The sequence below is a fragment of the Streptomyces melanosporofaciens genome, assembly GCF_900105695.1.
Classification (GTDB): domain Bacteria; phylum Actinomycetota; class Actinomycetes; order Streptomycetales; family Streptomycetaceae; genus Streptomyces; species Streptomyces antimycoticus.
Window position 1 is genome coordinate 3359584 of sequence record NZ_FNST01000002.1, and the last position, 21970, is coordinate 3381553.

Sequence of the window (21970 nt, forward strand, 5' to 3'; positions counted from 1 at the left end):
GGACAGTGGGGGCCGATGAGAACGCGGCTGATCGTCAGGACGCTCAGTGAGATCTGCGTCACCGTCGGAGCCCTGATCATCCTTTTGGTGGTCTACGTCCTGTACTGGACCTCGGTGCGGGCCGACCGCGCCATGGACGGCGAGATCGACCACCTCCAGGACCGATGGGCCACCGGCACGGTCACTGTCGGCGCCGAGCCCTCGTCCGAGCCCCGCCGCTACGAGTCCGGCGACTCCTTCGCGATCATGTACATCCCGCGCTTCGGCGCCGACTGGGCCAAGCCCGTTCTCGAGGGCACCGCCACCGGCACCCTGAAGAAGGGGCTCGGCCACTACTCCCGCACCGCCCGCCTCGGGGCCCTCGGCAACTTCGCCGTCGCGGGGCATCGCCGCACCTACGGCGACCCCTTCAAGGACTTCCCCGCGCTGCGCCCCGGTGACGCGGTGGTGCTGACCGACGGCACCACCTGGTTCACCTACCGCGTCGACCGGCGGCCCTACCGCACCCTGCCGACCGACACCGGGGTGATCGATCCGGTGCCGCGCGCGTCCGGTTTCCGGCGCCCCGGGCGCTATCTCACGCTGACGACCTGTGAGCCGGAGTGGGGCCACAGTCACCGCCTGATCACCTGGGCGCACCTCGACGCGACCCAATCGGTTGCCCAAGGCAAGCCCAAGGCTTTGTACAGCTGACCCTCCGGCCCCACCCCGCGCCCCTTACTCTGGTGCTGCACTCCGGTGCTGCAATCGACTTCGTCATCGGTGAGTAGGGATGGCATGTACGGCTGGATCTGGCGGCATCTGCCGGGTAACGCATGGATGCGGGCGCTGATTTCGCTCGTGCTGGTGCTGGCGATCGTCTTCGTGCTCTTCCAGTACGTCTTCCCCTGGGCGGAGCCCCTGCTGCCGTTCAATGACGTGACGGTCGACGAGGGAATGGCGGGTCCGCGATGAGCGCGCGCATCTTGGTCGTCGACAACTACGACAGCTTCGTCTTCAACCTCGTCCAGTACCTCTACCAGCTCGGCGCCGAGTGCGAGGTGGTGCGCAACGACGAGGTCTCCCTGGCCCACGCCCAGGACGGCTTCGACGGCGTTCTGCTGTCCCCCGGGCCCGGCACGCCGGAGGAGGCGGGGGTCTGCGTCGACATGGTGCGGCACTGCGCGAGCACCGGCGTACCGGTGTTCGGCGTCTGCCTGGGGATGCAGTCCATGGCCGTCGCCTACGGCGGCGTCGTCGGGCGGGCCCCGGAGCTGCTGCACGGCAAGACCTCGCTGGTGACCCATGAGGGCGCCGGCGTCTTCAGCGGACTGCCCACGCCCTTCACCGCCACCCGCTACCACTCGCTGGCCGTGGAACGGGGGACGGTCCCCCCGGAGTTGGAGATCACGGCCTGGACCGAGACCGGCATCGCCATGGGGCTGCGCCACCGTGAACTGCGGGTCGAGGGCGTCCAGTTCCATCCCGAGTCGGTCCTCACCGAATGGGGTCATCTGATGCTCGCCAACTGGCTGGTGGAGTGCGGGGACACGGATGCCGTGGGACGGTCCGCGGGGCTCGCCCCGGTGGTCGGGGCGGTCGGCGGTAAGGCCGGCGAGTGACCGGACCGCGCCCTGAGCGCGAGGGCGCCGGCCACGGCGCCCGGGAGCCCGCCCCGTACCCGCCGTACGGGTCTCATCAGCAGCACGACGCCCATGGCGCGCATGCGGGCCCGGACGCGTTCGCGGCGGCCGCGGAGGGCCTTCGGGACCCTCTGGCCGACCCGCTGCCGGACTCCGCCCCGGCCGGGCCCACGGGGCGGACCACGGGCACCGCGTCGCTCGCCGTGCCGCCGCCCACCGGTCGCCGACGGCGCGCCCGCCCGGCCCCCGCCGGGCCGGAGGGGGCCGCTGAGGCCGCCGGGCCGCCCACGGGGCGCCGACGCGCCCGCGCGGCCCCCTCGGGGCCCTCAGGGTCCGCATACGCCCCTCAGACGCCCGTACGCGGCCCGAGGGCGCCCCGACGCCCCTCCGAGACGCCCGGACGCGTCCCGGAGGCCGCGGAGACGGCCGTCCTGCCCCCGGTAAGGCCCCCGGGGAACGACGAGACGGTCGCCCTGCGCGCTGTGCAGGGGGCGCCCGCCGACCAGACCATGGCGCTGCGCAAGGTCGCGCCGGACCGGGACGGCGACGCCGAGCCCTCGCCCGGTGGCCGGGCCGCCCGCCGTAAGGCCGCCCAGGAGGCCGGGAAGCGCGCCGGACGGCATGGCTCCCGCGCCCGGCGCGGCACGGCCGAGGCGGGCGCCACACGGCCCACGGAGGGCGCGGGGAGCGCCGGGGACGCCCCGCCCCGCACCCGTATGGAGGCCAAGCGCGCCGCGCGGGCCCGTAAGGACAGCCCCGGGGTGGTGGCGAGCCGGGTGGTAGGCGAGCTGTTCATCACCCTCGGCGTGGTGATGCTGCTCTTCGTCACCTATCAGCTGTGGTGGACGAACATCCGTGCCCATCAGCAGGCCAACGGCGCCGCCAACAACCTGCAGAAGAAGTGGGACGAGAACGGCGGCGACGACCGGAACCCGGGCACCTTCTCCCCCGGGCAGGGGTTCGCGATCATCTACATCCCCAAGCTGGATGTGAAGGCCCCGATCGCGGAGGGCATCGACAAGCACAAGGTTCTCGACCGCGGCATGGTCGGCCACTACGGCAAGAGCCCGCTGAAGACCGCCATGCCGTGGGACAAGAAGGGCAACTTCGCGCTCGCCGGGCATCGCAACACCCATGGTGAGCCGTTCCGCTACATCAACCGCCTCAAGCCCGGTGACGAGATCGTCGTCGAGACGCAGAGCCGGTACTACACCTATGCGATGAGCAGCATCCTGCCGCAGACGTCGCCGTCCAACACGGGTGTCATCAACCCGGTGCCGCCCGGCTCCGGCTTCACCGAGCCGGGCCGGTACATCACGCTGACCACCTGCACCCCCGAATTCACCAGCACCTACCGGATGATCCTCTGGGGCAAGATGGTCGAGGAGCGGCCGCGTAGCCAGGGAAAGCCGGACGCGCTGGTCGAATGAGCGGGAACAGCCGGGAAACCAGAAAAAGGGGTACGACGCGGTGGCACGGACCGACCACGACGAGCGGCAGGACCGGCACCCCGGCCCGCCCGCAACGCCCAGCCGTCGTCCCGGCCGTGGGTGGGTAGCCTCGGCCATAGCGGTCTTCGGCGAACTGCTGATCACCGCGGGGCTGATTCTCGCCCTGTTCGTCGTGTACTCGCTGTGGTGGACCAACGTCCTGGCGGACCGTGAGGCGAAGAAGCAGGGCGACCGGGTGCGCAAGCACTGGTCGCAGCAGGGGCCGGGCGGGCTGGACACCAAGAGCGGCATCGGCTTCCTGCACGTACCGTCCATGCACAACGGCGAGGTGCTGGTCAAGAAGGGCACCAGTACCGAGACCCTCAACGACGGTGTGGCCGGCTACTACACCCGGCCGGTCAAGTCCGCGATGCCGTGGGACAAGAAGGGCAACTTCAGCCTGGCCGCGCACCGGGACGGGCACGGCGCGAAGTTCCACAACATCGACAAGGTGCACGACGGCGACGCGGTGGTCTTCGAGACCCGCGACACCTGGTACGTCTACAAGGTCTACGCGACGCTGCCGGAGACCTCGAAGTACAACGTGGACGTGCTGAACGCGGTCCCGAAGGAGTCGGGCCGGAAGCAGCCGGGCCGCTACATCACGCTCTCGACCTGCACCCCCGTCTACACCTCCCGCCACCGCTACATCGTGTGGGGCGAACTGGAGCGCACCGAGAAGGTCGACGCGGACCGCACGCCCCCCAAGGAACTGCGCTGACCCCCTCGGACGGCTTGCGGACTGGCCCCCGGGGCGGCCCCGGCCCCTGCGCACGACGAAGCCCCCGGCACCCTGCTCAGGATGCCGGGGGCTTCCCCATGTCACCGCTATGCGTCTAGAAGCCGTTCTGGCCGCCGAAGATGCCTCCGCCGTCCCCGCCTCCGTTGCCGTTCCCTCCGTTGCCCTGCCCGGCGACCGTGATGAGGTTCACCGACTGGCCCTTGGGCACCTGGGTGCCCGCACCGGGCTGGCTGGCCACCACGGTGGCCTCGTCGTCCTGCGGACCGGCGATGTTGCCCACGTTCAGGCCCAGGTCCTGGAGCGCCTTCTTGGCGTCCTTGAGCTTCTGGCCGCCCAGGTTGGGCACCGGCACGTTCTCCGCGGCGGCCTTGGCGACGGTCAGCGTGACCGTCGAACCGGGCAGGACCTCCTGGCCGCCCTTGGGCGTCTGGTCGGTCACCGTGCCGGCCTCGACGTCGCCGTTGTCGACCTCCTGCGTCTGGACCTTGAGGCCCTTCCCCTGGAGGGCGGCCGTGGCGTCCGCGACCTTCTGCGTGGTCACGTCGGGGACGGTGACCTTCTGCTGCGCCTGGGCGACGGTCAGGGTGATCGTGGTGCCCTTCGCGACCTTCTTGCCGCCCTTCGGGTCCTGGTCGATCACCTTGCCGGCGGTCTGGTCCGACTGCTGGGTCTTCTGGTCGACCTTGAAGCCCTTGGCCTCGAGCTGATCCTTGGCCGACTCGTACTGCACGTTCAGGACGTCGGGCACCTCGACCCTCGCGGCGGGCTTGGGGCCCTTGGACATGGTCAGCTCGACCACGCCGTACCGCTTGATCTCGCCGCCGCCCTCGGGGTTCTGCTCGCAGACGGTGTCCTTGTCCGCGTTCTCGCAGAACTTGGAGCCGACGTTCTTGATCTTGAAGTCGCCGTTCTCCCCCTGGCTCTTGGCGTCGGCGATCGTCTTGCCGACCAGATTGGGGACCGGGACCATGTCGTCGTTCTTACCGCCGCCGAACAGCGACTTCCCGATGAAGATCGCGCCAACCAGGACCAGTATCCCCGCGACGATCAGCAGGATCGTCGAGAGGTTGCTCTTCTTGCCGGAGCCCCCGCGCCCCCGGCCGCGGTCCGGCCGCTCGTCGTAGCCGAAGCCGCCGTCGTCCTCGCGCATCGGCGGAAGCATCGAGGTCTGCGCCCCGGCACCGGAGTTCTGCGGCCGCAGCATCGCGGTGGGCTGGTCTTCGGAGCCGTAGCCGACCGCGCCCAGCGCGGCGGTCGCGGCCACTGGCTGGCCCTCCAGGGCCGCCTCGATGTCGGCACGCATCTCGTCGGCCGACTGGTAGCGGTAGTCGGGATCCTTGACCAGTGCCCGCAGGACGATGGCGTCCATCTCCGGGGTGATCTCAGGGTCGTAGGTGCTCGGCGGCTGCGGGTCCTCCCGCACATGCTGATACGCGACGGCCACCGGGGAGTCGCCCACGAACGGCGGCCTTACGGTCAGCAGCTCGTAGAGCAGACAGCCGGTGGAGTACAGGTCGCTGCGCGCGTCGACGGTCTCGCCCTTGGCCTGTTCGGGGGAGAGGTACTGGGCGGTACCGATGACGGCGGCCGTCTGCGTCATGGTCATACCGGCATCGCCCATGGCGCGGGCGATGCCGAAGTCCATCACCTTGACCTGGCCGTCCCGCGTGAGCATGACGTTGGCCGGCTTGATGTCCCGGTGGACGATGTTGTTGCGGTGCGAGTACTCGAGTGCCTGGAGGATGCCGGTGGTCATCTCCAGCGAGCGCTCGGGGAGCAGCTTTCTGCCCGAGTGGAGAAGCTCACGCAGCGTGGAACCGTCGACGTACTCCATCACGATGTAGGGGATCGAGACACCGTCGACGTAGTCCTCGCCGGTGTCGTAGACCGCGACGATCGCGGGATGGTTGAGCGAGGCGGCCGACTGGGCCTCTCGGCGGAACCGGGCCTGGAAGGACGGGTCACGGGCGAGGTCCGCCCGGAGCGTCTTCACAGCGACAGTACGGCCGAGGCGGGTGTCGTGCGCGAGGTAGACCTCCGCCATGCCACCGCGGCCGAGCACTGAGCCCAGCTCATACCGGCCGCCGAGGCGACGCGGCTCTTCCATAGCTACTCCAGCCCTCTTCCGTGGTTCCCGGCCGCACCTGTGGGGGCCGGCGAAGTGCTGCTCGCGCATACCGTACCCGGCACGTCTTACGGGACCCGGCCTCAGTCGCTATCTGATACCGGACCGGTACGGCGACGTGCGGGATTGATATCCGGACGTGACGGGGGTCACTTGTCGCTATCGGTTTCCAGTACGGCCTGCATCACGCTCTTGGCGATCGGCGCGGCCAGCTTGCCGCCGGCGATGTCGCCGCGGAGGGTGTCGGACCCCTCGATGACCACCGCGACCGCGACCGGCGAGCCGTCATCCCCCTTGGCGTAGGAGATGAACCACGCATAGGGGTTCTTGCTGTTGGCGACGCCGTGCTGCGCGGTACCGGTCTTGCCGCCGACCGTGACGCCCGGGATCTGGGCGCTGGTGCCGGTGCCCTCCTTGACCACGGTCTCCATCATGCTCTGGAGCTTCTGGGCGTTCTCCGAGCTGAGCGGCTGGCTCATCTCCTCCGGGTCGGTCTGCTCGATGGTGTTGAGGTTGGGCGCGCGCAGCGAGTCGACCATGTACGGCTTCATCAGCTTGCCGTCGTTGGCGACGGCGGCGGCGACCATCGCCATCTGCAGCGGGGTGGCCCGGTTGTCGAACTGGCCGATGGCCGACATCGCGTTGCCCGGCTGGTCCATCTTCTCGGGGTAGACGCTGGCGTCGGCGCGGACCGGCGTGAAGATCTCCTCGTTGAAGCCGAACTTCTCGGCCTCCTCGAGCATCTTGTCCTTGCCCAGGTCGTCACCGAGCTTGCCGAAGACGGTGTTGCAGGAGTAGCGGAGCGCCTGCCGCAGCGAGGCGTTCTTGCAGGGGATGTCCCCCTCGTTGGGCAGCGGCTGGGTGGACAGCGGGAGCTTCCAGGGGTCCGGCGAATCGGTCGGCCCGTCGATGTCCGTGTACTTGCCGTTCTCCAGCGCGGCCGCCGCGGTGACGACCTTGAAGGTCGAGCCGGGCGGGTAGGTCTGCCGCAGCGCCCGGTTGAGCATCGGGTCGTCCTTGTCGACGTCCGGCTTGAGCGCGTTGTAGGCGTCGGAGTCCTTCTTGGAGGCGCCCGCGAACTTCGAGGGGTCGTAGCTCGGGGTGGAGGCGAGAGCGAGGATCTTGCCGGTGCGCGGATCGAGCGCGGCGACGGCGCCCTTCTTGTCACCGAGGCCCTCGAACGCGGCCTTCTGGGCCTTGCCGTTCAGCGTGGTGATGACGTCGCCGCCCTTCTGCTTCTTACCGGTGATCATGTCGATCGTCCGGTTGAAGAAGAGGCGGTCGTCGTTGCCCGTGAGGATTTGGTCTTCGAGCTTCTCGATCTGGTTGGCGTCGAAGGCCTGCGAGGCGAACCCGGTGACCGGTGCCCACATGGGACCGTTCTTGTAGGTGCGCTTGTACTTGAAGTCGGTGCCGTTGGTCTCGACGGATCCGGTGATCGGCTGGCCGTCGACGATGATGTTGCCGCGCGGCTGGCCGTAACGGGCGATCAGGACCCTGCGGTTCTTCTCGTGGTTCTTGAGGTCGTCGGCCTGCACGTACTGGATCCAGTTGTCCCGCAGCAGCAGGGCGAAGACGAGAAGTCCGCAGAAGATCGCGATTCGGCGCAGCGGCTTGTTCACGGTCGGACCACCTGGGTCATCTCGGCGTCTGTGGTGGGAGCGGGCGTCGGCGCCGGACGGCGCGCGGTGTCGCTGACCTTGATCAGAATGGCGACGAGTGCCCAGTTGGCGATGACGGACGAGCCGCCCTGCGCGATGAACGGCATGGTCATACCGGTCAGCGGGATGAGGCCCATCACACCGCCCGCGACGACGAAGACCTGGATGGCGAAGGCCGCGGAGAGGCCGATGGCCAGCAGCTTGCCGAACGGGTCACGGGCGGCCAGCGCGGTGCGCACACCGCGCTCCACGATCAGGCCGTAGAGCAGCAGGATCGCCATGGTGCCCGCGAGCCCGAGCTCCTCGCCGACCGTGGCCAGGATGAAGTCGGAGTTGGCGGCGAAGCCGATGAGGTCGGAGTTGCCCTGGCCGAGGCCGGTACCGAAGACGCCGCCGGAGCCGAAGGCCATCATCGCCTGGGCGATCTGGTCGCTGCCCCCGGTCTTGAACGCCGCGAAGGGGTCGAGCCAGGCGTCCACCCGCTGCTGGACGTGCGGTTCGAAGGTGGCGACGCCGACCGCGCCGACCGCGGACATCAGCAGACCGAAGACGATCCAGCTGGTGCGCTCGGTGGCGACGTACAGCATCACGACGAAGAGGCCGAAGAACAGCAGCGAGGTGCCCAGGTCGGTCTCGAAGACGAGGATGAGGATGCTCATCCCCCAGACCACCAGGATCGGGCCGAGATCGCGGCCGCGCGGCAGGTACAGGCCCATGAAGCGACGGCTGGCCAGCGCGAGCGCGTCCCGCTTGACCATCAGATAGCCGGAGAAGAACACGGCGATGATGATCTTGGCGAACTCACCGGGCTGGATGGAGAAGCTGCCGAGGGTGATCCAGATGCGCGCGCCGAACCGGGGCGGGAAGAACACCGGCAGGATCAGCAGGATGAGCGCCACCACCATGGAGATGTAGGTGTAGCGCTGGAGGAGGCGGTGGTCCTTGAGCAGGATCAGCACGCCGACGAAGAGGGCGACGCCCAGTGCCGAGTAGATCAGCTGGTTGGGGGCCGAGGCAGCGAAGACCTGACCGGCGTTCTCCGCCTTCTGGGCCAGCCGCTTGGACTGGTCCAGACGCCAGATGAGCACCAGGCCCAGCCCGTTGAGGAGCGTGGCGATCGGCAGCATCAGCGGATCCGCGTAGGGCGCGAACTTCCGGACCACCAGATGGCCGACGCCGGCCAGCAGACCGAGCCCGATGCCGTAGCTGAGCATGCCGGAGGGCATCTCGTCGCTGAGCGCCAGACCCGCGTTGGCGTACGCGAAGACCGGAATGATCACCGCGAAGACGAGCATGGCCAGCTCGGTGTTCCGCCTGCTCGGCGGTCCGGCCGTACTGATCGTCGTCGTGTTGGTCGTACTACTGCTCATGGGTGGACGGCCCCTTACGGCTTCACTGCTGGGTGCTGCTGCACTGCGGGACCAACTTCTTCTCCTCCTCCGAGAGGGTGGGGCCGGGCTTCGGAGTGGGAGACGTCGTCGGCGTGGGCTTGGTGGTGGCCTTCGCGGCGCGCGCCCCGAGCTGGTTCTCGGTCTTGTCGTCCCCGGACTGGGCGCCGCTCTGGGACGGGTTGGCGCTGTTGGAGGGGCTGCCCCCGGAGCCGCCGTTCTTGTCCTTGTCGCCGCCGGTGAGGTCCTTCTGGCTGTCCTCGGCCTTCTCCTGGGCCTCGACCTTCTTACAGGCGCCGGCGAGGGTGGCGAGGTCCTTGGTCTTGTCCTGGGCCTGGCCGAGCCCGCTGACCGTGATGGTGTCCTCCACACGGCCGCGCTGGTCGGCCGGGAGGTACTTGAGTTCGATCTCGCGGTGGTCCTCATGGACCTTGTTGAGCTTGATCCAGGCGAGGTCCTGGCTGATGCCCTGGTAGATCGCGACATGGTCGCCGTTGGAGCCCACGTAGTACTGCGTCTGGGTCCAGCGATAGCCGCCGTAGAGCCCACCGCCGATCACGGCCAGGCCCAGCACGATGAAGAGCGACCGCTTGGCCCAGGCCTTGGCGCCGCCCTTCTTGGTGAAGTCGCCGTCGGCGTAGTCGCCGTAACTGCCCTGCGGCAGACCGCCCATGGCCGGGTCGCCGCTGCCGGGCGGGCCGAAGCCGCCGTGCGGGTCGCCCTGCTGCGGTACGGAGCGGCCGAGCTCGGCCGCGCGGCCCGCGGGGGTGTGCGCGGCGCCGCCGTCCCCGAGAGGGACCTGGTTCTCGGCGACCGCGCCCACGATCACGGGGGTGTCGTTGAGCTGGGCGGCCAGGGTGTCGCCGCCGTCGACGTCGAGGACGTCGGCGACGATGCAGGTGATGTTGTCGGGGCCGCCGCCGCGCAGGGCGAGCTGAATCAGCTCCTGCACGGTCTCATGGGGGCCCTGGTAGCTGCCGAGGGTCTCCTCGAGCGTCTGGTGGCTCACGACGCCGGACAGGCCGTCGGAGCAGATCAGATAGCGGTCCCCGGCCCGGACCTCGCGGATGGACAGATCGGGCTCGACATGGTCGCCGCTGCCCAGCGCGCGCATCAGCAGGGAGCGCTGCGGGTGGGTGCCCGCCTCCTCCTCGGTGATCCGGCCCTCGTCGACCAGGCGCTGCACCCAGGTGTGGTCCTGGGTGATCTGGGTGAGCACACCGTCGCGCAGCAGATACGCGCGCGAGTCGCCGACGTGCACCAGGCCGAGCCGCTGACCGGTCCACAGCAGGGCGGTGAGCGTGGTGCCCATGCCCTCCAGCTGGGGGTCCTCCTCGACCATGACGCGCAGCTGGTCATTGGCCCGCTGCACGGCGGTGCCGAGGGACGTCAGGATGTCCGAGCCCGGGACGTCGTCGTCGAGCTGGACGAGGGTGGAGATCACCTCGGAGCTGGCGACCTCGCCGGCGGCCTGGCCACCCATGCCGTCGGCGATGGCGAGCAGCCGGGGACCGGCATAGCCGGAGTCCTCGTTGCCCTCCCGGATCATGCCTTTGTGCGATCCGGCCGCGAAACGCAGTGACAGACTCATGCGCACCTCGCCTGTCGGCTCCGGGTACAGCCCCTTGCCAACCACGCTGCCCACCCTCCGGTCGTCATGGTCCTACTACTTCCGCAGCTCGATGACGGTCTTGCCGATGCGAATCGGCGCACCCAGCGCGATCGGTGTCGGTGTGGTGAGCCGGGTCCGGTCGAGATACGTGCCGTTGGTGGACCCGAGATCCTCGACGATCCACTGGCCGTCACGGTCCGGGTAGATCCTGGCATGCCGGCTGGAGGCGTAGTCGTCGTCCAGCACGATTGTTGAATCGTGCGCACGGCCGAGGGTGATGGTCTGCCCCTGGAGGGCGACCGTGGTGCCGGTGAGCGTGCCCTCGGAGACCACCAGCTTGGTGGGGGCACCGCGGCGGCCGCGGCCACCGGACTGCTGGCGCTGCGGCGGTGGCGCGCTCTGCCGCTGTTGCTGCTGCTGCGGCCGGTCGGGGGCGCCGCGCCGCGCCGAACCGCGCTGGGTCACGCGGGTCCCGAACAGGTCGCTGCGGATGACCTGGACGGCCACGATGACGAACAGCCACAGTACGGCGAGGAAACCCAACCGCATGACCGTGAGGGTCAGCTCTGACATTGCCCCCGCTTCACCCTTCGGCTTGCCGGTAAACGATGGTGGTGCTGCCCACGACGATCCGCGAGCCGTCGCGGAGCGTAGCGCGCGTGGTGTGCTGTCCGTCCACCACGATGCCGTTGGTCGACCCGAGATCCTGGACGGTCGGTGGGGTTCCGACCCGGATCTCGCAGTGTCTGCGGGAGACACCGGGATCGTCGATCCGCACGTCAGCGTCGGTGGAACGGCCCAGGACGAGCGTGGGCCGGGAGATCTGGTGGCGGCTGCCGTTGATCTCGATCCAGCGGCGGGTCTGGCCCTGCTGCTGGGCTCCGGCGCCGACCCCGGCTCCGCTGGTGCGGGGCACCGGACGGGCGCCGGGGGGCGTGGACGGCATCGGCGGGGCACCGGCGGGCTGGGCGGGGTAGCCGTAACCGCCGGGGCGCTGCTGCGGGGCTCCGGCGCCGGGGCGGCCCGGCGCCTGCTGCGAGTCCTGGGACTCGCTGGACGCCAGCGTCCGGCTGCGCACCCGGTACAGGCCGGTGTCGAGATCGTCGGCCTTCTGCAGATGCACCTTGATGGCGCCCATGAAGGTGTAACGCTGCTGCTTGGCGTAGTCGCGGACCATGCCGGCCAGCTCGTCGCCGAGCTGGCCGGAGTACGGGCTGAGCCGCTCGTAGTCGGGCGTGCTCAGCTCGACGATGAAGTCATTGGGGACGACCGTCCGGTCGCGGTTCCAGATCGTGGCGTTGTTGTCGCACTCCCGCTGGAGGGCGCCGGCGATCTCGACAGGCTGGACCTCGGACTTGAACACCTTGGCGAAGGTGCCGTTCACGAGGCCCTCGAGACGCTGCTCGAAGCGTTTCAGTACTCCCACGGGGCACCTCCTTCCGTCAGTCGTGCTCTATGCCGTCCTGGTACTGCTTACTGATCGTATCCACGCGTAGGGAAATCGGGTGGTTCCCCTTCCTGTCCCTGTGGAGCAGTGTCACCTCTCACAGGGATCGTAGAGGTGCCCTGACGACAGTGTCCCGCAACCGTGACGCTCCACGGACGGGTGGGGGCGGGGGCGCCGGTAACGGGTGTGATTGCACCCCGGAGGGCGTGCTAATGTTCTGGATGTCGAAAGGCGCTCCACACGAACCGGACGGATCCAGAGGATCAACCGGGGAGCGGAACGAGTGGCCGGACGGCAGCACCCATGCGCGGGTGGCGGAATAGGCAGACGCGCTGGATTCAGGTTCCAGTGCCCGAAAGGGCGTGGGGGTTCAACTCCCCCCTCGCGCACCAGTCGGAGCGGGCCTCTCAGAAGTGACGAAAGTCGCTTTTGGGAGGCCCGTTTCGCGTTGTGGCAGGGGCGGGCCGTGCCGGGGCTTTGCCGGAGCCTTGCCTTCCCAGGGAAATGGCCAGGGGCCTCCCCGGGGGAGGGGAGGCCCCTGTGGCCTGATGTCCGGGTGGGTCAGGCTGATCAGAGGGTTTTAGGCGGCGAAGCGGGTGGCGAGCTCCTTGGCCTTGGCCGCGGCCTCCTCGTGGGCCTTCGCCTTGGAGGCGTCCGAGGCCTCGACCAGCTCGGCCATGGCCGGATTGCTGCGGGCCAGCGTGAGTTCGGGCACAACGAAGGTGACGTCGAGGCCGAGCCCGTCGCCCAGCGCCTTCCCCAGGTAGTTCGTGACGAACTCGAAGCTCTCCCGGGGGGTGCCGGGGCCGTAGCCGCCGCCACGGCTGGCGACGACGACAGTCGGGGTGCCCGAGGTGGTGGTCTGCTCGGCGCCCGAGGTGCGGCCCATGATGATCACGTGGTCCAGCCACGCCTTGAGGGTGGAGGGGATCGTGAAGTTGTACATCGGGGCGGCGATCAGGACCGTGTCCGCCTGCTCGAGCTCGCTGGCAAGGGTCTCCCGCAGGGCGAAGGCAGCGTGCTGCTCGGGCGAGCGCTGGTCGGGAGCGGCGAAACCGGCCGCGGCGGCGAGACCGTCCAGGTGCGGCAGCGGCTCGGCGGCCAGGTCGCGATAGATCACCGTGCCGTTCGGGTGCTGGGCCTCCCATTCCTTGCGGAAGGTGGCCGTGACCGAGCGGGAAGCGGAGGCCTCACCGGGGAAGACGGACGTGTCGATGTGCAGAAGAGTCGGCATGGATGCCTCCAGGAAAGAGGGCTCGGTAAGGAGCCCGTAATACCTACGTACCTACAGATGGCACAGTAGCTTACTTTTCTGCAGTCCCGAACCAGAACGCAGTAGTCTGTATTCCATGGCGAAGGATCGTGGGGAGCACAACGAGCAGGCCTGCAAGCAGGTCGACGGCGAGATGACGCGGTTCTTCGAGCTGTTCGGCAAGCGCTGGACGGGGCTCATCGTGGCCGTGCTGACGGAGCAGGCGGCGTACTTCGCCGATCTGCGGCGAGCCATCCCGGGGATCAGTGAGCGGATGTTGTCGGACCGGCTCACCGAGCTCGCCGCGGCGGGTCTGGTGGTGCGAGAGGTCGACGCCGGGCCGCCGCTGCGGGTGGCCTATCGGCTGACCGACGCGGGGAAGGCGCTGGAGCCCGCGCTGAAGGAGCTGTCGCGGTGGGCGGAGACCAATCTGCCCTCGGGCGGCGACAGCTGCCCGAAGCAGTTCCGGGGCTGAGGCTGGGGCTGGGCCGGGGCGCCGGCTCCGTGACCGAGCCTTGGGGCGGGGCTCGGGTCGAGGTTGGGCCGGGCCGGGATCAGTCGCGTCTGATCAGGGGTTTCACCATGATCGCCGAGGTTTTCCACAGGCTCTGACGGGGTGGGCTGACAGGGGGTACGGTCTGCTCAGTCGATGTCGTGTGCAAGGAAGGCGGGGGCGCGATGACGGACGGCCGGAGCGGTCAGGGCGGCGGAAGCGGCGAGGGCGGCCGGGGCGGAGAGAGTGGCGAGCGGGGGCCGGGCGGCGAGGGCGCCGCGGGCGGGGCGGCCCGGCGGCTGCCGCCGGTTCCGGGCTTCGCCGTCTGGCGCGGTGAGGGGCCGTCTCCCCGGCAGAGGGGCAAGGCGCTGCGCAAGCGGGTGCCGCGCTCGGCGCATGCCGAGCCGCCGAGGGCCGACGGGCGGCCGGATCCGGTGGCGGCGGTCGAGCGGTCGAATGCCGGGCGGCTGCCGGAGCTCACCCCGATCCGGGTGGGGCGGATGGCCGCTGGCCCCTTCTCCTTTCTGCGCGGGGCCGCCGGGCTGATGGGGCACGACCTTGCGAACACGCCGGTGACCGGCATCGGGGCACAGCTGTGTGGCGATGCCCACGCCGCCAACTTCGGGATCTACGGAGATGCGCGCGGTGGCCTGGTCATCGATCTGAACGACTTCGACGAGACCGTCCACGGCCCGTGGGAGTGGGATGTGAAGCGGCTCGCGGTCTCGCTGGTGCTGGCCGGCCGGGAGGCGGGCGCCGACGAGGACACCTGCCGGGCGGCGGCTCAGGACGCCGTGGGCGCCTATCGGCGCACGGTGCGGCTGCTGGCCAAGCTGCCGGCGGCGGACGCGTGGAACGCGATCGCGGACGAGGAGCTGGTCTCCCACACGGACGCCAAGGACCTGGTCGGGACGCTGGAGCGGATCTCCGAGAAGGCCCGGCGGAACACCAGCGCGCGGTACGCGGCCCGGTCCACCGAGCCCGTGCCGGGCGAGGAGGGCTCCTCCGCCCGGCCGGAGGCCCGGCGCTTCGTGGACGCGCCGCCGGTGCTGCGGAGGGTGCCGGACGAGGAGGCGGCGGCGGTGGCCTCCTCGCTCGCCGAGTATCTGGGCACGCTGCCGGAGGACCGGCTGCCGCTGCTCTCGCGGTACGAGGTGCACGATGTGGCGTTCCGGGTGGTCGGCACGGGCAGTGTGGGCACCCGCTCCTACGTGGTGCTCCTGCTCGACCACCGCGGCGAGCCGATGGTGCTCCAGGTGAAGGAGTCGCGCCCCTCCGCGCTGCTGCCGTATGTGGCGAAGGCCGGTTTCGAGGTGCCGGACGTCACACATGAGGGGCGGCGGGTGGTGCTCGGCCAGAAGCGGATGCAGGTGGTCAGCGACATTTTGCTGGGGTGGACGACGGTGCGGGGGCGGCATTACCAGGTGCGCCAGTTCCGCAACCGCAAGGGAAGCGTGGACCCGGCGGCGCTCGCGGCGGACCAGATGGACGACTACGGGCGGATGACCGGCGCGCTGCTGGCGCGGGCGCATGCCCACAGCGCGGACCCTCGGCTGCTGGCCGGTTACTGCGGCAAGGGGGAGGAGCTGGACGAGGCGGTGGCCACCTTCGCGGTGGCGTACGCGGATCGCACGGAAGCGGATCACTCCGCGCTGGTCGTGGCGGTGCGCAACGGCCGGATAGCGGCCGAGTTGGGGGTGTGAGGCGCGGGGCGGGGGTGCGCGCTCGGTCGCCGATCACCGCCGGACGTAGTCTGAGCGGGTGACGAATCCGGAAGCGCAGCAGCAGGCACGGCAGTCGGTGTCGGACGCGGAGCCCCAGGCGGAGTCGCACGACCGGTCCGGGGAGACGCGATCCGGGGAGGCATGGTCCGGGGAGACGCGGTCCCAGGGGCCCTGGCCCGAGGACTCCCGGTCCGGTGATGCCGGGCCCAGGGACGCGGGGTCATCCGGGGACGCCGGTTCCGGGGACGCCGCGGACGCCGGGGATGCCCGTGCCCAGGAGGAGGCTCAGGCCGCCGAGCGTCTGGAGCGGGCGGTGCGCGCGGCCGAGCAGGCGCTGATCGAGTTCGAGATCGCGGTGGAGACCTTCCGGGTGGAGGTGGAGAACTTCTCCCGGCTGCACCACCAGCGGCTCGGGCCGATGTACTCGCGCCTCGACGAGTTGGACGCGCTGATCGCCGAGGCGGTCGCGGCGCGCACCGGCGATCCGGAGGACATCCGCAAGGCCCAGGAGGCGCGGGGACTGGTGCAGCCGATGCCGGGCGTGGAGGAGCTGTTCCACGGCTGGATCGACTCGGAGGGGCTCTCTCCGGAGGCGGCCGCGATGCTCACCGAGCGGCCCGTGCAGCCGCCGCCGCGGGTGCGGCCGAGCGAGGAGGCCCGCCGGATCTACCGGGAGCTGGCCCGTAAGGCCCATCCGGATCTGGCCGAGGAGGAGGCCGAGCGGGAGCGGCGCGGTGCCTTCATCGTGCGGGTCAACGCGGCGTACGCGGCCGGGGACGAGGAGGCGCTGCGGGCGCTGGCCGAGGAGTGGGAGGCCGGTCCGCCGCCGCCGGAGCGGCGGGCGAGCCGCAGCGAGGAGCTGTACGCCCGGCTGGAGTGGCTGGCCGAGCGCAAGGAGATGCTGGCCGCGGTCGCCGCGGAGCTGGAGTCGAGCGCGATCGGCGCGATGATCAAGATGGCGCCGGAGGACCCCGACCGGCTGCTGGACGAGATCGCCGAGCAGCTGCTGGCCCAGGCCGCGGAGAAGGAGACCCGGCTCGCGGAGCTGATGCGGTAGTAGGTTTGCCGGAGCTGCCGATGTCATGTGAGAGGTGTGTCTGATGCATTTTGCCCAGCTTCCCCAGATGGAGGCGGCGGCGGTACCGGCCGATGGCCTTCTGCTGGATGTCCGGGAGGACGACGAGTGGACGGCCGGGCATGTCGAGGGCGCGCTGCACATCCCGATGGGCCAGGTCGTGGCGCGGTTCGATGAGCTGACCGCGAAGGTCGGCGAGGGGCAGCGGGTGCATGTGATGTGCCGGGTCGGCGGCCGCTCCGCGCAGGTGACGCAGTACCTGGTCGCGCAGGGCCTGGACGCGGTGAATGTGGACGGCGGGATGCTCGCCTGGGACGCGGCGGGCCGGCCGATGGTGAGCGGCCCCGACGGCACCGCCGCAGGGGCCTTTGTGCTCTAGGAGTTTCCCTACGATCGGCGGGACCCGCCGATCAGCCGAGGGGGTGGGCGGCGAGGAGCTCGCCCAGTGCCTCCTCATGGGCGGCGGCGGAGCCCAGCGAGAGCTCCAGCTGCTTGCCCCAGGCGTGGTAGCGGTGCAGGGGGTAGTCGGTGACCGCGCCGAAGCCGCCGTGCAGATGCTGTGCGGTCTGCACGATGCGGCGCACGCCCTCGGCGGCCGAGATCTTGGCGACGGCGACATCCCCCGCGATGGGCAGTGCCCCGCTCGCCGTCGGCCGCTCCTCGGCCAGGGACAGCCGCCAGGCCGCCTGCCACAGCGTGGCCTCCATGGCCCGCAGATCGATATAGCGGTCGGCGGTCTGCACGGCGACCGCCTGGAAGCTGGCGAGCGGGAAGCCGAACTGCTCGCGCTCGCTCACATAGGAGCTGGTGAGGTCCAGCACCGCCGAGCCGAGGCCCAGTGCGAGCGCACAGGTGCCGGTGGTGAGCAGATCACGCAGCCATTCCCAGGCGCCGTCCGCCTCCAGCACCTCGCGGTCGGTGAGCCGCACTCCGTCCAGCCGGATCTCGGCCAGGCGCTCACCGCTGGTGGAGATCTGCTCATCGAGGGCGACGCCCTCATGGTCGCGGGGGACCAGGGCGAGGATCGTCCGGCCCTCCCCGGTGTGGGCCGGGATCAGCACCTGATCGGCGCCATGGGCCCAGGGGACCGCGGTCTGGGCGCCGTCCAGCACCCAGCCGTCCCCGCTCCGCCGCGCCTGGACGGCGAGTTCGGCCGGTCCATGGCCGGTGCGGCCGCTGGAGGCCGTGGTGAGGACCAGCTCACCGCCGACTGCCCGGGGCAGTACGGCGGTGCGCAACTCGGCCCCGCCGTACCGCTGCACGGTCAGTGCCGCGGCGCTGGACTCCAGCAGCGGCACCCGGGCCAGCACCCGGCCGCATTCCCGCAGCACCAGGCACAGGGCGAGCGGGTCGAGGCCCGAGCCCCCGTACTGGGGGTCGAGGCTCAGGCCCAGCAGATCGCTCTCGGCGAGCTTGCGCCACAGCGCGCGGTCGAAGTCCTCGGCGACGGCGCCGGCGGTCAGCGCGGGGCTGGGCACGCTGTCCGGTGTGACGGAGGAGAAGACGGCCTTCGCCGCTTCGACGGCCGCCTGCTGCTCCTCGGTGAAGGTGAAGTCCACTGTCCGTACCTCCCGCGCCGCGGCTTTACCTGACGGCCCGTCAAGATAGAACAGGTTCTACAAGAAGGGAACGCCGGTGCCGCGCCCGAGGGCGTCAGCGGTCGAAGTCCAGCTCCACCCGCTCGCCCACCGGATGGGACTGACAGGCCAGCACATAGCCCGCCTCCACCTCGTCCGGCTCCAGCGCGAAGTTACGGTCCATCCGCACCTCGCCCGAGACCAGGAAGGCCCGGCAGGTCCCGCAGACCCCGCCCTTGCACGCATACGGCGCGTCGGCCCGGTTGCGCAGCACGGTCTCCAGCAGCGGCTCCCCGGCCTGGACCGGCCAGGTGCCCGACCGGCCGTCCAGGGTCGCCGTGACCGAGCTCCGCGCCGCGGTCCGGGCCGGATCCGGCACGGGGGAGACGTCCTCGGCGGGCGCCGCCTCCACATGGAAGATCTCCTGATGGACCCGGCCGCGGGAGACCCCGAGGCCGCGCAGCGCCCGCTCGGCGGCGCGCACCAGACCATAGGGCCCGCACAGGAACCAGCCGTCCACCGAGGCGACCGGCAGCAGCGCCGGCAGCAGCGCGGTCAGCCGCTCCTCGTCGAGCCGCCCGGACACCAGCCCGGCCTGCTGCTCCTCCCGGGAGAGCGCGCACACCAGCTGGAACCGGTCGGGCCAGCGGTCCTTGAGGTCGGCGACCTCCTCCAGGAACATCGTCGAGGCCGCGGTGCGGTCGCTGCGGATCAGACAGAAGCGCGCCTCGGGCTGCCGGCTGAGCAGCGTGGCCGCGATGGACAGCACGGGGGTGATGCCGCTGCCGCCGACGACCGCCGCGAAGTGGCCGGGCCGGGGCTCCAGGACGAAACGGCCGGCCGGGGCCATCACCTCCATGACCTCCCCGACCGCCAGCTCCTTGAGGACATAGGCCGAGAACTCACCGCCCTCGACCAGCCGCACCCCGATCCGCAGGAACTCCGGGCCCTCCGCACCCGGGGCCGGGGTGCACAGCGAATACGTCCGGCGGATCTCCGCGCCGTCCGCGAACCGGCGCACCGCGATGTGCTGCCCCGCCGTGAAGCGGAACGTCTCCCGCAGCGCGGGCGGCACCAGAAGGGTGACCAGCACCGCGTCATCGGTGAGCCGGTCGACCGCCGCCACCCGCAGCGGGTGGAACGCGCCGTGGCGGGGCGTGGCCCGCTGCACCGCCTCCGCGGCCATCACAACTCCTTGAAGTGGTCGAACGGTTCACCGCAGGCCGTGCAGCGGCGCAGCGCCTTGCAGGCGGTGGAGGAGAAGCGGCTCAGCAGCTCGGTCTCGGTCGAGCCGCAGTGCGGGCAGCGCACCGCCAGGGCCACCGGGACCGGGCCGTCCGCCGCCGCACGGCGCGGCGCGGGCGGCGCTATGCCGGACTCCGCCAGCTTGCGGCGGCCCTCGGCGCTGATCGCGTCCGTCGTCCAGGGCGGGGAGAGGACCGTGCGCACGGCGACCTCGGGGACGCCGTGGTCATGGAGCACCCGCTCGATATCGGTGGCCATCGACTCCAGCGCCGGGCAGCCGGTGTACGTGGGGGTCAGCTCGACCTCCACCCGGCCCGGCCCCAGCAGCCGCAGCCCGCGCATCACGCCCAGCTCGGCCAGGGACACCATCGGCAGCTCGGGGTCCGGTACGGATCCGGCCAGCCGCAGCAGCTCCTCCTCGAGCGGAGTGGTGCCGGACGCGGGAGGCGTGGCCGCCGCGGAGGGCGTGGGCGTCACCATGTCGCCCCCGGGTGGCTGCGGTGCAGATGCTGCATCTCGGCGAGCATCCGGCCGAACGGCTCGGTGTGCAGGCCCTGGCGCCCCGCCCCGGCCGCCCAGCCGCCGCGCCGCGGCCCCTCGGGCACCGCCAGGGTGGCGCGCTCCAGGACCGAGGTGATCCGGGTCAGCCAGGCGTCGTGCAGCGTGTGCCACTCCACCTCGCACCCCTCGACCGGCTCGAAGAGCTCACCGGTGAACCGCCAGAGCGCGTCCAGCCCCCGCCGCATCCGCTCATGGCTCTCCTCCGTGCCGTCGCCGAGCCGCAGGGTCCACTGCTCGGCGTGGTCGCGGTGGTAGGCCACTTCCTTGACCGCCTTGGCGGCGAGCGGGGCGAAGGGGCCGGTGCCGCGCGCCAGCCGCTCGTACAACAGCTCCTGGTAGGTGGAGAAGTAGAGCTGGCGGGCGATGGTCTGGGCGAAGTCACCGCCTGGCTGCTCGACCAGTTGCACGTTCCGGAACGCCCGCTCCTCGCGCAGATACGCCAGCTCGTCCTCGTCGCCGGCGAGGGAGAGCAGCACCCGGGCCTGGCCGAGCAGGTCGAGGGCGATATTGGCGAGCGCGACCTCCTCTTCCAGCACGGGGGCGTGCCCGGCCCACTCCCCCAGCCGGTGGGAGAGCACCAGCGCGTCGTCGCCCAGGGCGAGGGCCGCGGTCATAGATGCCGCACCCCCTCCGGGATCGCGTAGAAGGTGGGGTGGCGGTAGGGCTTGTCGGCGGACGGCTCGAAGAAGGGATCTCGCTCGTCCGGGGAGGAGGCGGTGATCTCGGCGGACGGCACCACCCAGATCGAGACGCCCTCCGAGCGCCGGGTGTACAGATCCCGTGCGTTTCGCAAGGCCATCTCCGCGTCCGGGGCGTGGAGGGATCCGGCGTGGGTGTGCGACAGTCCGCGCCTGCTGCGGACGAACACCTCCCACAGCGGCCACTCGGCGCTCGGGCTGCCGCTCATGCCTGTGCCTTCCCGTGCTTGGCCGCGTGTGCCGCGGCCGCCTCGCGCACCCAGGCGCCTTCCTCATGGGCCCGGCGCCGCTGGGTGATGCGCTGGGTGTTGCACGGGCCGTTTCCCCGCAGGATCTCGCGGAACTCGTCCCAGTCGATCGGCCCGAAGTCGTAATGCCCCCGCTCCTCGCTCCACCGCAGCTCGGGGTCGGGGAGGGTGAGGCCGAGGGATTCGGCCTGGGGGACGCAGATGTCGACGAAGCGCTGGCGCAGCTCGTCATTGGAGTGGCGCTTGATCTTCCAGGCCATCGACTGCGCGGAGTGGGCCGAGGCGTCGTCCGGCGGGCCGAACATCATCAGCGACGGCCACCACCAGCGGTCCACCGCGTCCTGCGCCATGGCGTGCTGGGCCTCGGTGCCCTGGCTCAGGGCCAGCAGCAGCTCATACCCCTGGCGCTGGTGGAAGGACTCCTCCTTGCAGATGCGGACCATCGCCCGTGCGTAGGGCCCGTAGGAGCAGCGGCACAGCGGGACCTGGTTGGTGATCGCGGCGCCGTCCACCAGCCAGCCGATGGCTCCGACGTCGGCCCAGGTCAGCGTGGGGTAGTTGAAGATCGAGGAGTACTTCTGGCGGCCGCTGTGGAGCTTGTCTAGCAGCTCCTCCCGGCTGGTGCCCAGGGTTTCGGCCGCGCTGTAGAGATACAGGCCGTGGCCCGCCTCGTCCTGGACCTTGGCCATCAGGATCGCCTTGCGCCGCAGCGAGGGGGCGCGGGTGATCCAGTTGGCCTCCGGCTGCATGCCGATGATCTCGGAGTGGGCGTGCTGCGCCATCTGCCGCACCAGCGTGGCCCGGTAGTCATCGGGCATCCAGTCGCGCGGCTCGATGCGCTCGTCCGCGGCCAGGGCGGCGTCGAACACCGCCTCGTACGCCCCCGCGTCCGCCGCCATCGTCGTCATGCGAAGCCCCTCCGCCCATCGTCTCCGCCGACCGGCCAGCCGACCGACCGATCGTTCGGTTCAATGGTGTGCTGAGGAACGTAGGGTGTCAACCCTGTGGAT

Annotated in this window: 22 protein-coding genes and 1 tRNA gene; 10 read left to right on the plus strand and 13 right to left on the minus strand. The window is 70.7% G+C overall.

All coding sequences use genetic code 11. The annotated features are described in order from the left end of the window. Positions 1–15: 15 nt before the first annotated feature. The 5 genes from BLV72_RS16930 to BLV72_RS16950 all read left to right on the plus strand — a co-directional run bounded on the left by BLV72_RS16930 (position 16) and on the right by BLV72_RS16950 (position 3833). Complete coding sequence (locus BLV72_RS16930; RefSeq protein ID WP_093463219.1) at positions 16–693, plus strand: class E sortase; 678 nt, start codon at positions 16–18, stop codon at positions 691–693. An 84-nt stretch (positions 694–777) separates the two neighbouring features. Then, positions 778–954: a hypothetical protein gene (locus BLV72_RS47950; protein ID WP_086710638.1), complete on the plus strand. Its 177-nt coding sequence runs from the start codon at positions 778–780 to the stop codon at positions 952–954. Further along, positions 951–1601 carry an aminodeoxychorismate/anthranilate synthase component II gene (locus BLV72_RS16940; RefSeq protein WP_078642451.1) on the plus strand — a complete coding sequence of 217 codons (651 nt, stop codon included), beginning with the start codon at positions 951–953 and terminating at the stop codon, positions 1599–1601. The genes BLV72_RS47950 and BLV72_RS16940 overlap by 4 nt, the downstream gene beginning before the upstream one ends. Continuing rightward, positions 1598–3052 (plus strand): class E sortase, encoded by a 1455-nt coding sequence (locus BLV72_RS16945; protein ID WP_107417423.1) that lies wholly within the window; start codon positions 1598–1600, stop codon positions 3050–3052. Before BLV72_RS16940 ends, BLV72_RS16945 begins: the two co-directional genes overlap by 4 nt. 40 nt (positions 3053–3092) lie before the next feature. Next, positions 3093–3833, plus strand: coding sequence for a class E sortase (locus tag BLV72_RS16950; RefSeq protein ID WP_093463221.1), 741 nt, complete (start codon positions 3093–3095; stop codon positions 3831–3833). Positions 3834–3948: 115 nt separating this feature from the next. Here the strand turns inward: BLV72_RS16950 and pknB are convergent, their stop codons facing one another. The 6 genes from pknB to BLV72_RS16980 form a co-directional block, all read right to left on the minus strand. Further along, positions 3949–5961, minus strand: a complete 2013-nt coding sequence (gene pknB / locus BLV72_RS16955; RefSeq protein WP_093463222.1) for a Stk1 family PASTA domain-containing Ser/Thr kinase — start codon at positions 5959–5961, stop codon at positions 3949–3951. Between the two features lie 167 nt (positions 5962–6128). Continuing rightward, complete coding sequence (locus BLV72_RS16960; protein ID WP_093463224.1) at positions 6129–7601, minus strand: peptidoglycan D,D-transpeptidase FtsI family protein; 1473 nt, start codon at positions 7599–7601, stop codon at positions 6129–6131. Beyond that, a complete protein-coding gene (locus BLV72_RS16965) occupies positions 7598–9010 on the minus strand; it encodes an FtsW/RodA/SpoVE family cell cycle protein (RefSeq protein WP_059143764.1) in 1413 nt (470 codons plus the stop codon). The genes BLV72_RS16960 and BLV72_RS16965 overlap by 4 nt, the downstream gene beginning before the upstream one ends. A gap of 22 nt (positions 9011–9032) precedes the next feature. Then, positions 9033–10619 (minus strand): PP2C family protein-serine/threonine phosphatase, encoded by a 1587-nt coding sequence (locus BLV72_RS16970; protein ID WP_093470387.1) that lies wholly within the window; start codon positions 10617–10619, stop codon positions 9033–9035. 75 nt (positions 10620–10694) lie between these two features. Further along, positions 10695–11213, minus strand: a complete 519-nt coding sequence (locus BLV72_RS16975; RefSeq protein WP_014053590.1) for an FHA domain-containing protein FhaB/FipA — start codon at positions 11211–11213, stop codon at positions 10695–10697. Between the two features lie 10 nt (positions 11214–11223). Continuing rightward, positions 11224–12066, minus strand: a complete 843-nt coding sequence (locus tag BLV72_RS16980; RefSeq protein ID WP_093463225.1) for an FHA domain-containing protein — start codon at positions 12064–12066, stop codon at positions 11224–11226. Between the two features lie 326 nt (positions 12067–12392). Between BLV72_RS16980 and BLV72_RS16985 the strand changes: the two genes are divergently transcribed. Continuing rightward, positions 12393–12479, plus strand: a tRNA-Leu gene (locus tag BLV72_RS16985). A gap of 188 nt (positions 12480–12667) precedes the next feature. Here the strand turns inward: BLV72_RS16985 and BLV72_RS16990 are convergent. After that, positions 12668–13321, minus strand: a complete 654-nt coding sequence (locus BLV72_RS16990) for an FMN-dependent NADH-azoreductase (RefSeq protein WP_093463227.1) — start codon at positions 13319–13321, stop codon at positions 12668–12670. A 115-nt stretch (positions 13322–13436) separates the two neighbouring features. Between BLV72_RS16990 and BLV72_RS16995 the strand changes: the two genes are divergently transcribed. The 4 genes from BLV72_RS16995 (at position 13437) to BLV72_RS17010 (ending at position 17010) form a co-directional block, all read left to right on the plus strand. Further along, positions 13437–13814: a winged helix-turn-helix transcriptional regulator gene (locus tag BLV72_RS16995; RefSeq protein WP_093463228.1), complete on the plus strand. Its 378-nt coding sequence runs from the start codon at positions 13437–13439 to the stop codon at positions 13812–13814. Between the two features lie 203 nt (positions 13815–14017). Next, positions 14018–15535, plus strand: coding sequence for a DUF2252 domain-containing protein (locus tag BLV72_RS17000; RefSeq protein WP_244320792.1), 1518 nt, complete (start codon positions 14018–14020; stop codon positions 15533–15535). Positions 15536–15632: 97 nt separating this feature from the next. Next, positions 15633–16613: a hypothetical protein gene (locus tag BLV72_RS17005; RefSeq protein ID WP_093470389.1), complete on the plus strand. Its 981-nt coding sequence runs from the start codon at positions 15633–15635 to the stop codon at positions 16611–16613. Between the two features lie 43 nt (positions 16614–16656). Beyond that, entirely contained in the window at positions 16657–17010 is a 354-nt protein-coding gene (locus BLV72_RS17010) for a rhodanese-like domain-containing protein (protein ID WP_093463230.1), read from the plus strand. Positions 17011–17041: 31 nt separating this feature from the next. Here the strand turns inward: BLV72_RS17010 and BLV72_RS17015 are convergent, their stop codons facing one another. From BLV72_RS17015 to paaA, 6 genes are all read right to left on the minus strand, one after another. Beyond that, positions 17042–18190 carry an acyl-CoA dehydrogenase family protein gene (locus tag BLV72_RS17015; RefSeq protein WP_093463231.1) on the minus strand — a complete coding sequence of 383 codons (1149 nt, stop codon included), beginning with the start codon at positions 18188–18190 and terminating at the stop codon, positions 17042–17044. A 94-nt stretch (positions 18191–18284) separates the two neighbouring features. Then, positions 18285–19394 (minus strand): 2Fe-2S iron-sulfur cluster-binding protein, encoded by a 1110-nt coding sequence (locus BLV72_RS17020; RefSeq protein WP_093463233.1) that lies wholly within the window; start codon positions 19392–19394, stop codon positions 18285–18287. Beyond that, positions 19394–19933 (minus strand): 1,2-phenylacetyl-CoA epoxidase subunit PaaD, encoded by a 540-nt coding sequence (gene paaD / locus BLV72_RS17025; RefSeq protein ID WP_093463234.1) that lies wholly within the window; start codon positions 19931–19933, stop codon positions 19394–19396. The genes BLV72_RS17020 and paaD overlap by 1 nt, the downstream gene beginning before the upstream one ends. Then, entirely contained in the window at positions 19927–20628 is a 702-nt protein-coding gene (gene paaC, locus BLV72_RS17030; RefSeq protein WP_093463236.1) for a 1,2-phenylacetyl-CoA epoxidase subunit PaaC, read from the minus strand. Before paaC ends, paaD begins: the two co-directional genes overlap by 7 nt. Then, entirely contained in the window at positions 20625–20921 is a 297-nt protein-coding gene (gene paaB / locus BLV72_RS17035; protein WP_046088802.1) for a 1,2-phenylacetyl-CoA epoxidase subunit PaaB, read from the minus strand. The genes paaC and paaB overlap by 4 nt, the downstream gene beginning before the upstream one ends. Beyond that, on the minus strand, positions 20918–21868 hold the full coding sequence (gene paaA / locus BLV72_RS17040) for a 1,2-phenylacetyl-CoA epoxidase subunit PaaA (protein ID WP_093463237.1): 951 nt from the start codon (positions 21866–21868) through the stop codon (positions 20918–20920). Before paaA ends, paaB begins: the two co-directional genes overlap by 4 nt. Positions 21869–21970 lie beyond the last annotated feature (102 nt).

What these genes read in the sequence shown, in the direction of transcription:
- BLV72_RS16930 (WP_093463219.1), top strand. Translation starts at nt 16, where the DNA reads ATGAGAACGCGGCTGATCGTCAGGACGCTCAGTGAGATCTGCGTCACC.
- BLV72_RS47950 (WP_086710638.1), top strand. Translation starts at nt 778, where the DNA reads ATGTACGGCTGGATCTGGCGGCATCTGCCGGGTAACGCATGGATGCGG.
- BLV72_RS16940 (WP_078642451.1), top strand. Translation starts at nt 951, where the DNA reads ATGAGCGCGCGCATCTTGGTCGTCGACAACTACGACAGCTTCGTCTTC.
- pknB (WP_093463222.1), bottom strand. Translation starts at nt 5,961, where the DNA reads ATGGAAGAGCCGCGTCGCCTCGGCGGCCGGTATGAGCTGGGCTCAGTG.
- BLV72_RS16965 (WP_059143764.1), bottom strand. Translation starts at nt 9,010, where the DNA reads ATGAGCAGTAGTACGACCAACACGACGACGATCAGTACGGCCGGACCG.
- BLV72_RS16970 (WP_093470387.1), bottom strand. Translation starts at nt 10,619, where the DNA reads ATGAGTCTGTCACTGCGTTTCGCGGCCGGATCGCACAAAGGCATGATC.
- BLV72_RS16975 (WP_014053590.1), bottom strand. Translation starts at nt 11,213, where the DNA reads ATGTCAGAGCTGACCCTCACGGTCATGCGGTTGGGTTTCCTCGCCGTA.
- BLV72_RS16990 (WP_093463227.1), bottom strand. Translation starts at nt 13,321, where the DNA reads ATGCCGACTCTTCTGCACATCGACACGTCCGTCTTCCCCGGTGAGGCC.
- BLV72_RS16995 (WP_093463228.1), top strand. Translation starts at nt 13,437, where the DNA reads ATGGCGAAGGATCGTGGGGAGCACAACGAGCAGGCCTGCAAGCAGGTC.
- BLV72_RS17000 (WP_244320792.1), top strand. Translation starts at nt 14,018, where the DNA reads ATGACGGACGGCCGGAGCGGTCAGGGCGGCGGAAGCGGCGAGGGCGGC.
- BLV72_RS17010 (WP_093463230.1), top strand. Translation starts at nt 16,657, where the DNA reads ATGCATTTTGCCCAGCTTCCCCAGATGGAGGCGGCGGCGGTACCGGCC.
- BLV72_RS17020 (WP_093463233.1), bottom strand. Translation starts at nt 19,394, where the DNA reads ATGGCCGCGGAGGCGGTGCAGCGGGCCACGCCCCGCCACGGCGCGTTC.
- paaD (WP_093463234.1), bottom strand. Translation starts at nt 19,933, where the DNA reads ATGGTGACGCCCACGCCCTCCGCGGCGGCCACGCCTCCCGCGTCCGGC.
- paaC (WP_093463236.1), bottom strand. Translation starts at nt 20,628, where the DNA reads ATGACCGCGGCCCTCGCCCTGGGCGACGACGCGCTGGTGCTCTCCCAC.
- paaB (WP_046088802.1), bottom strand. Translation starts at nt 20,921, where the DNA reads ATGAGCGGCAGCCCGAGCGCCGAGTGGCCGCTGTGGGAGGTGTTCGTC.
- paaA (WP_093463237.1), bottom strand. Translation starts at nt 21,868, where the DNA reads ATGACGACGATGGCGGCGGACGCGGGGGCGTACGAGGCGGTGTTCGAC.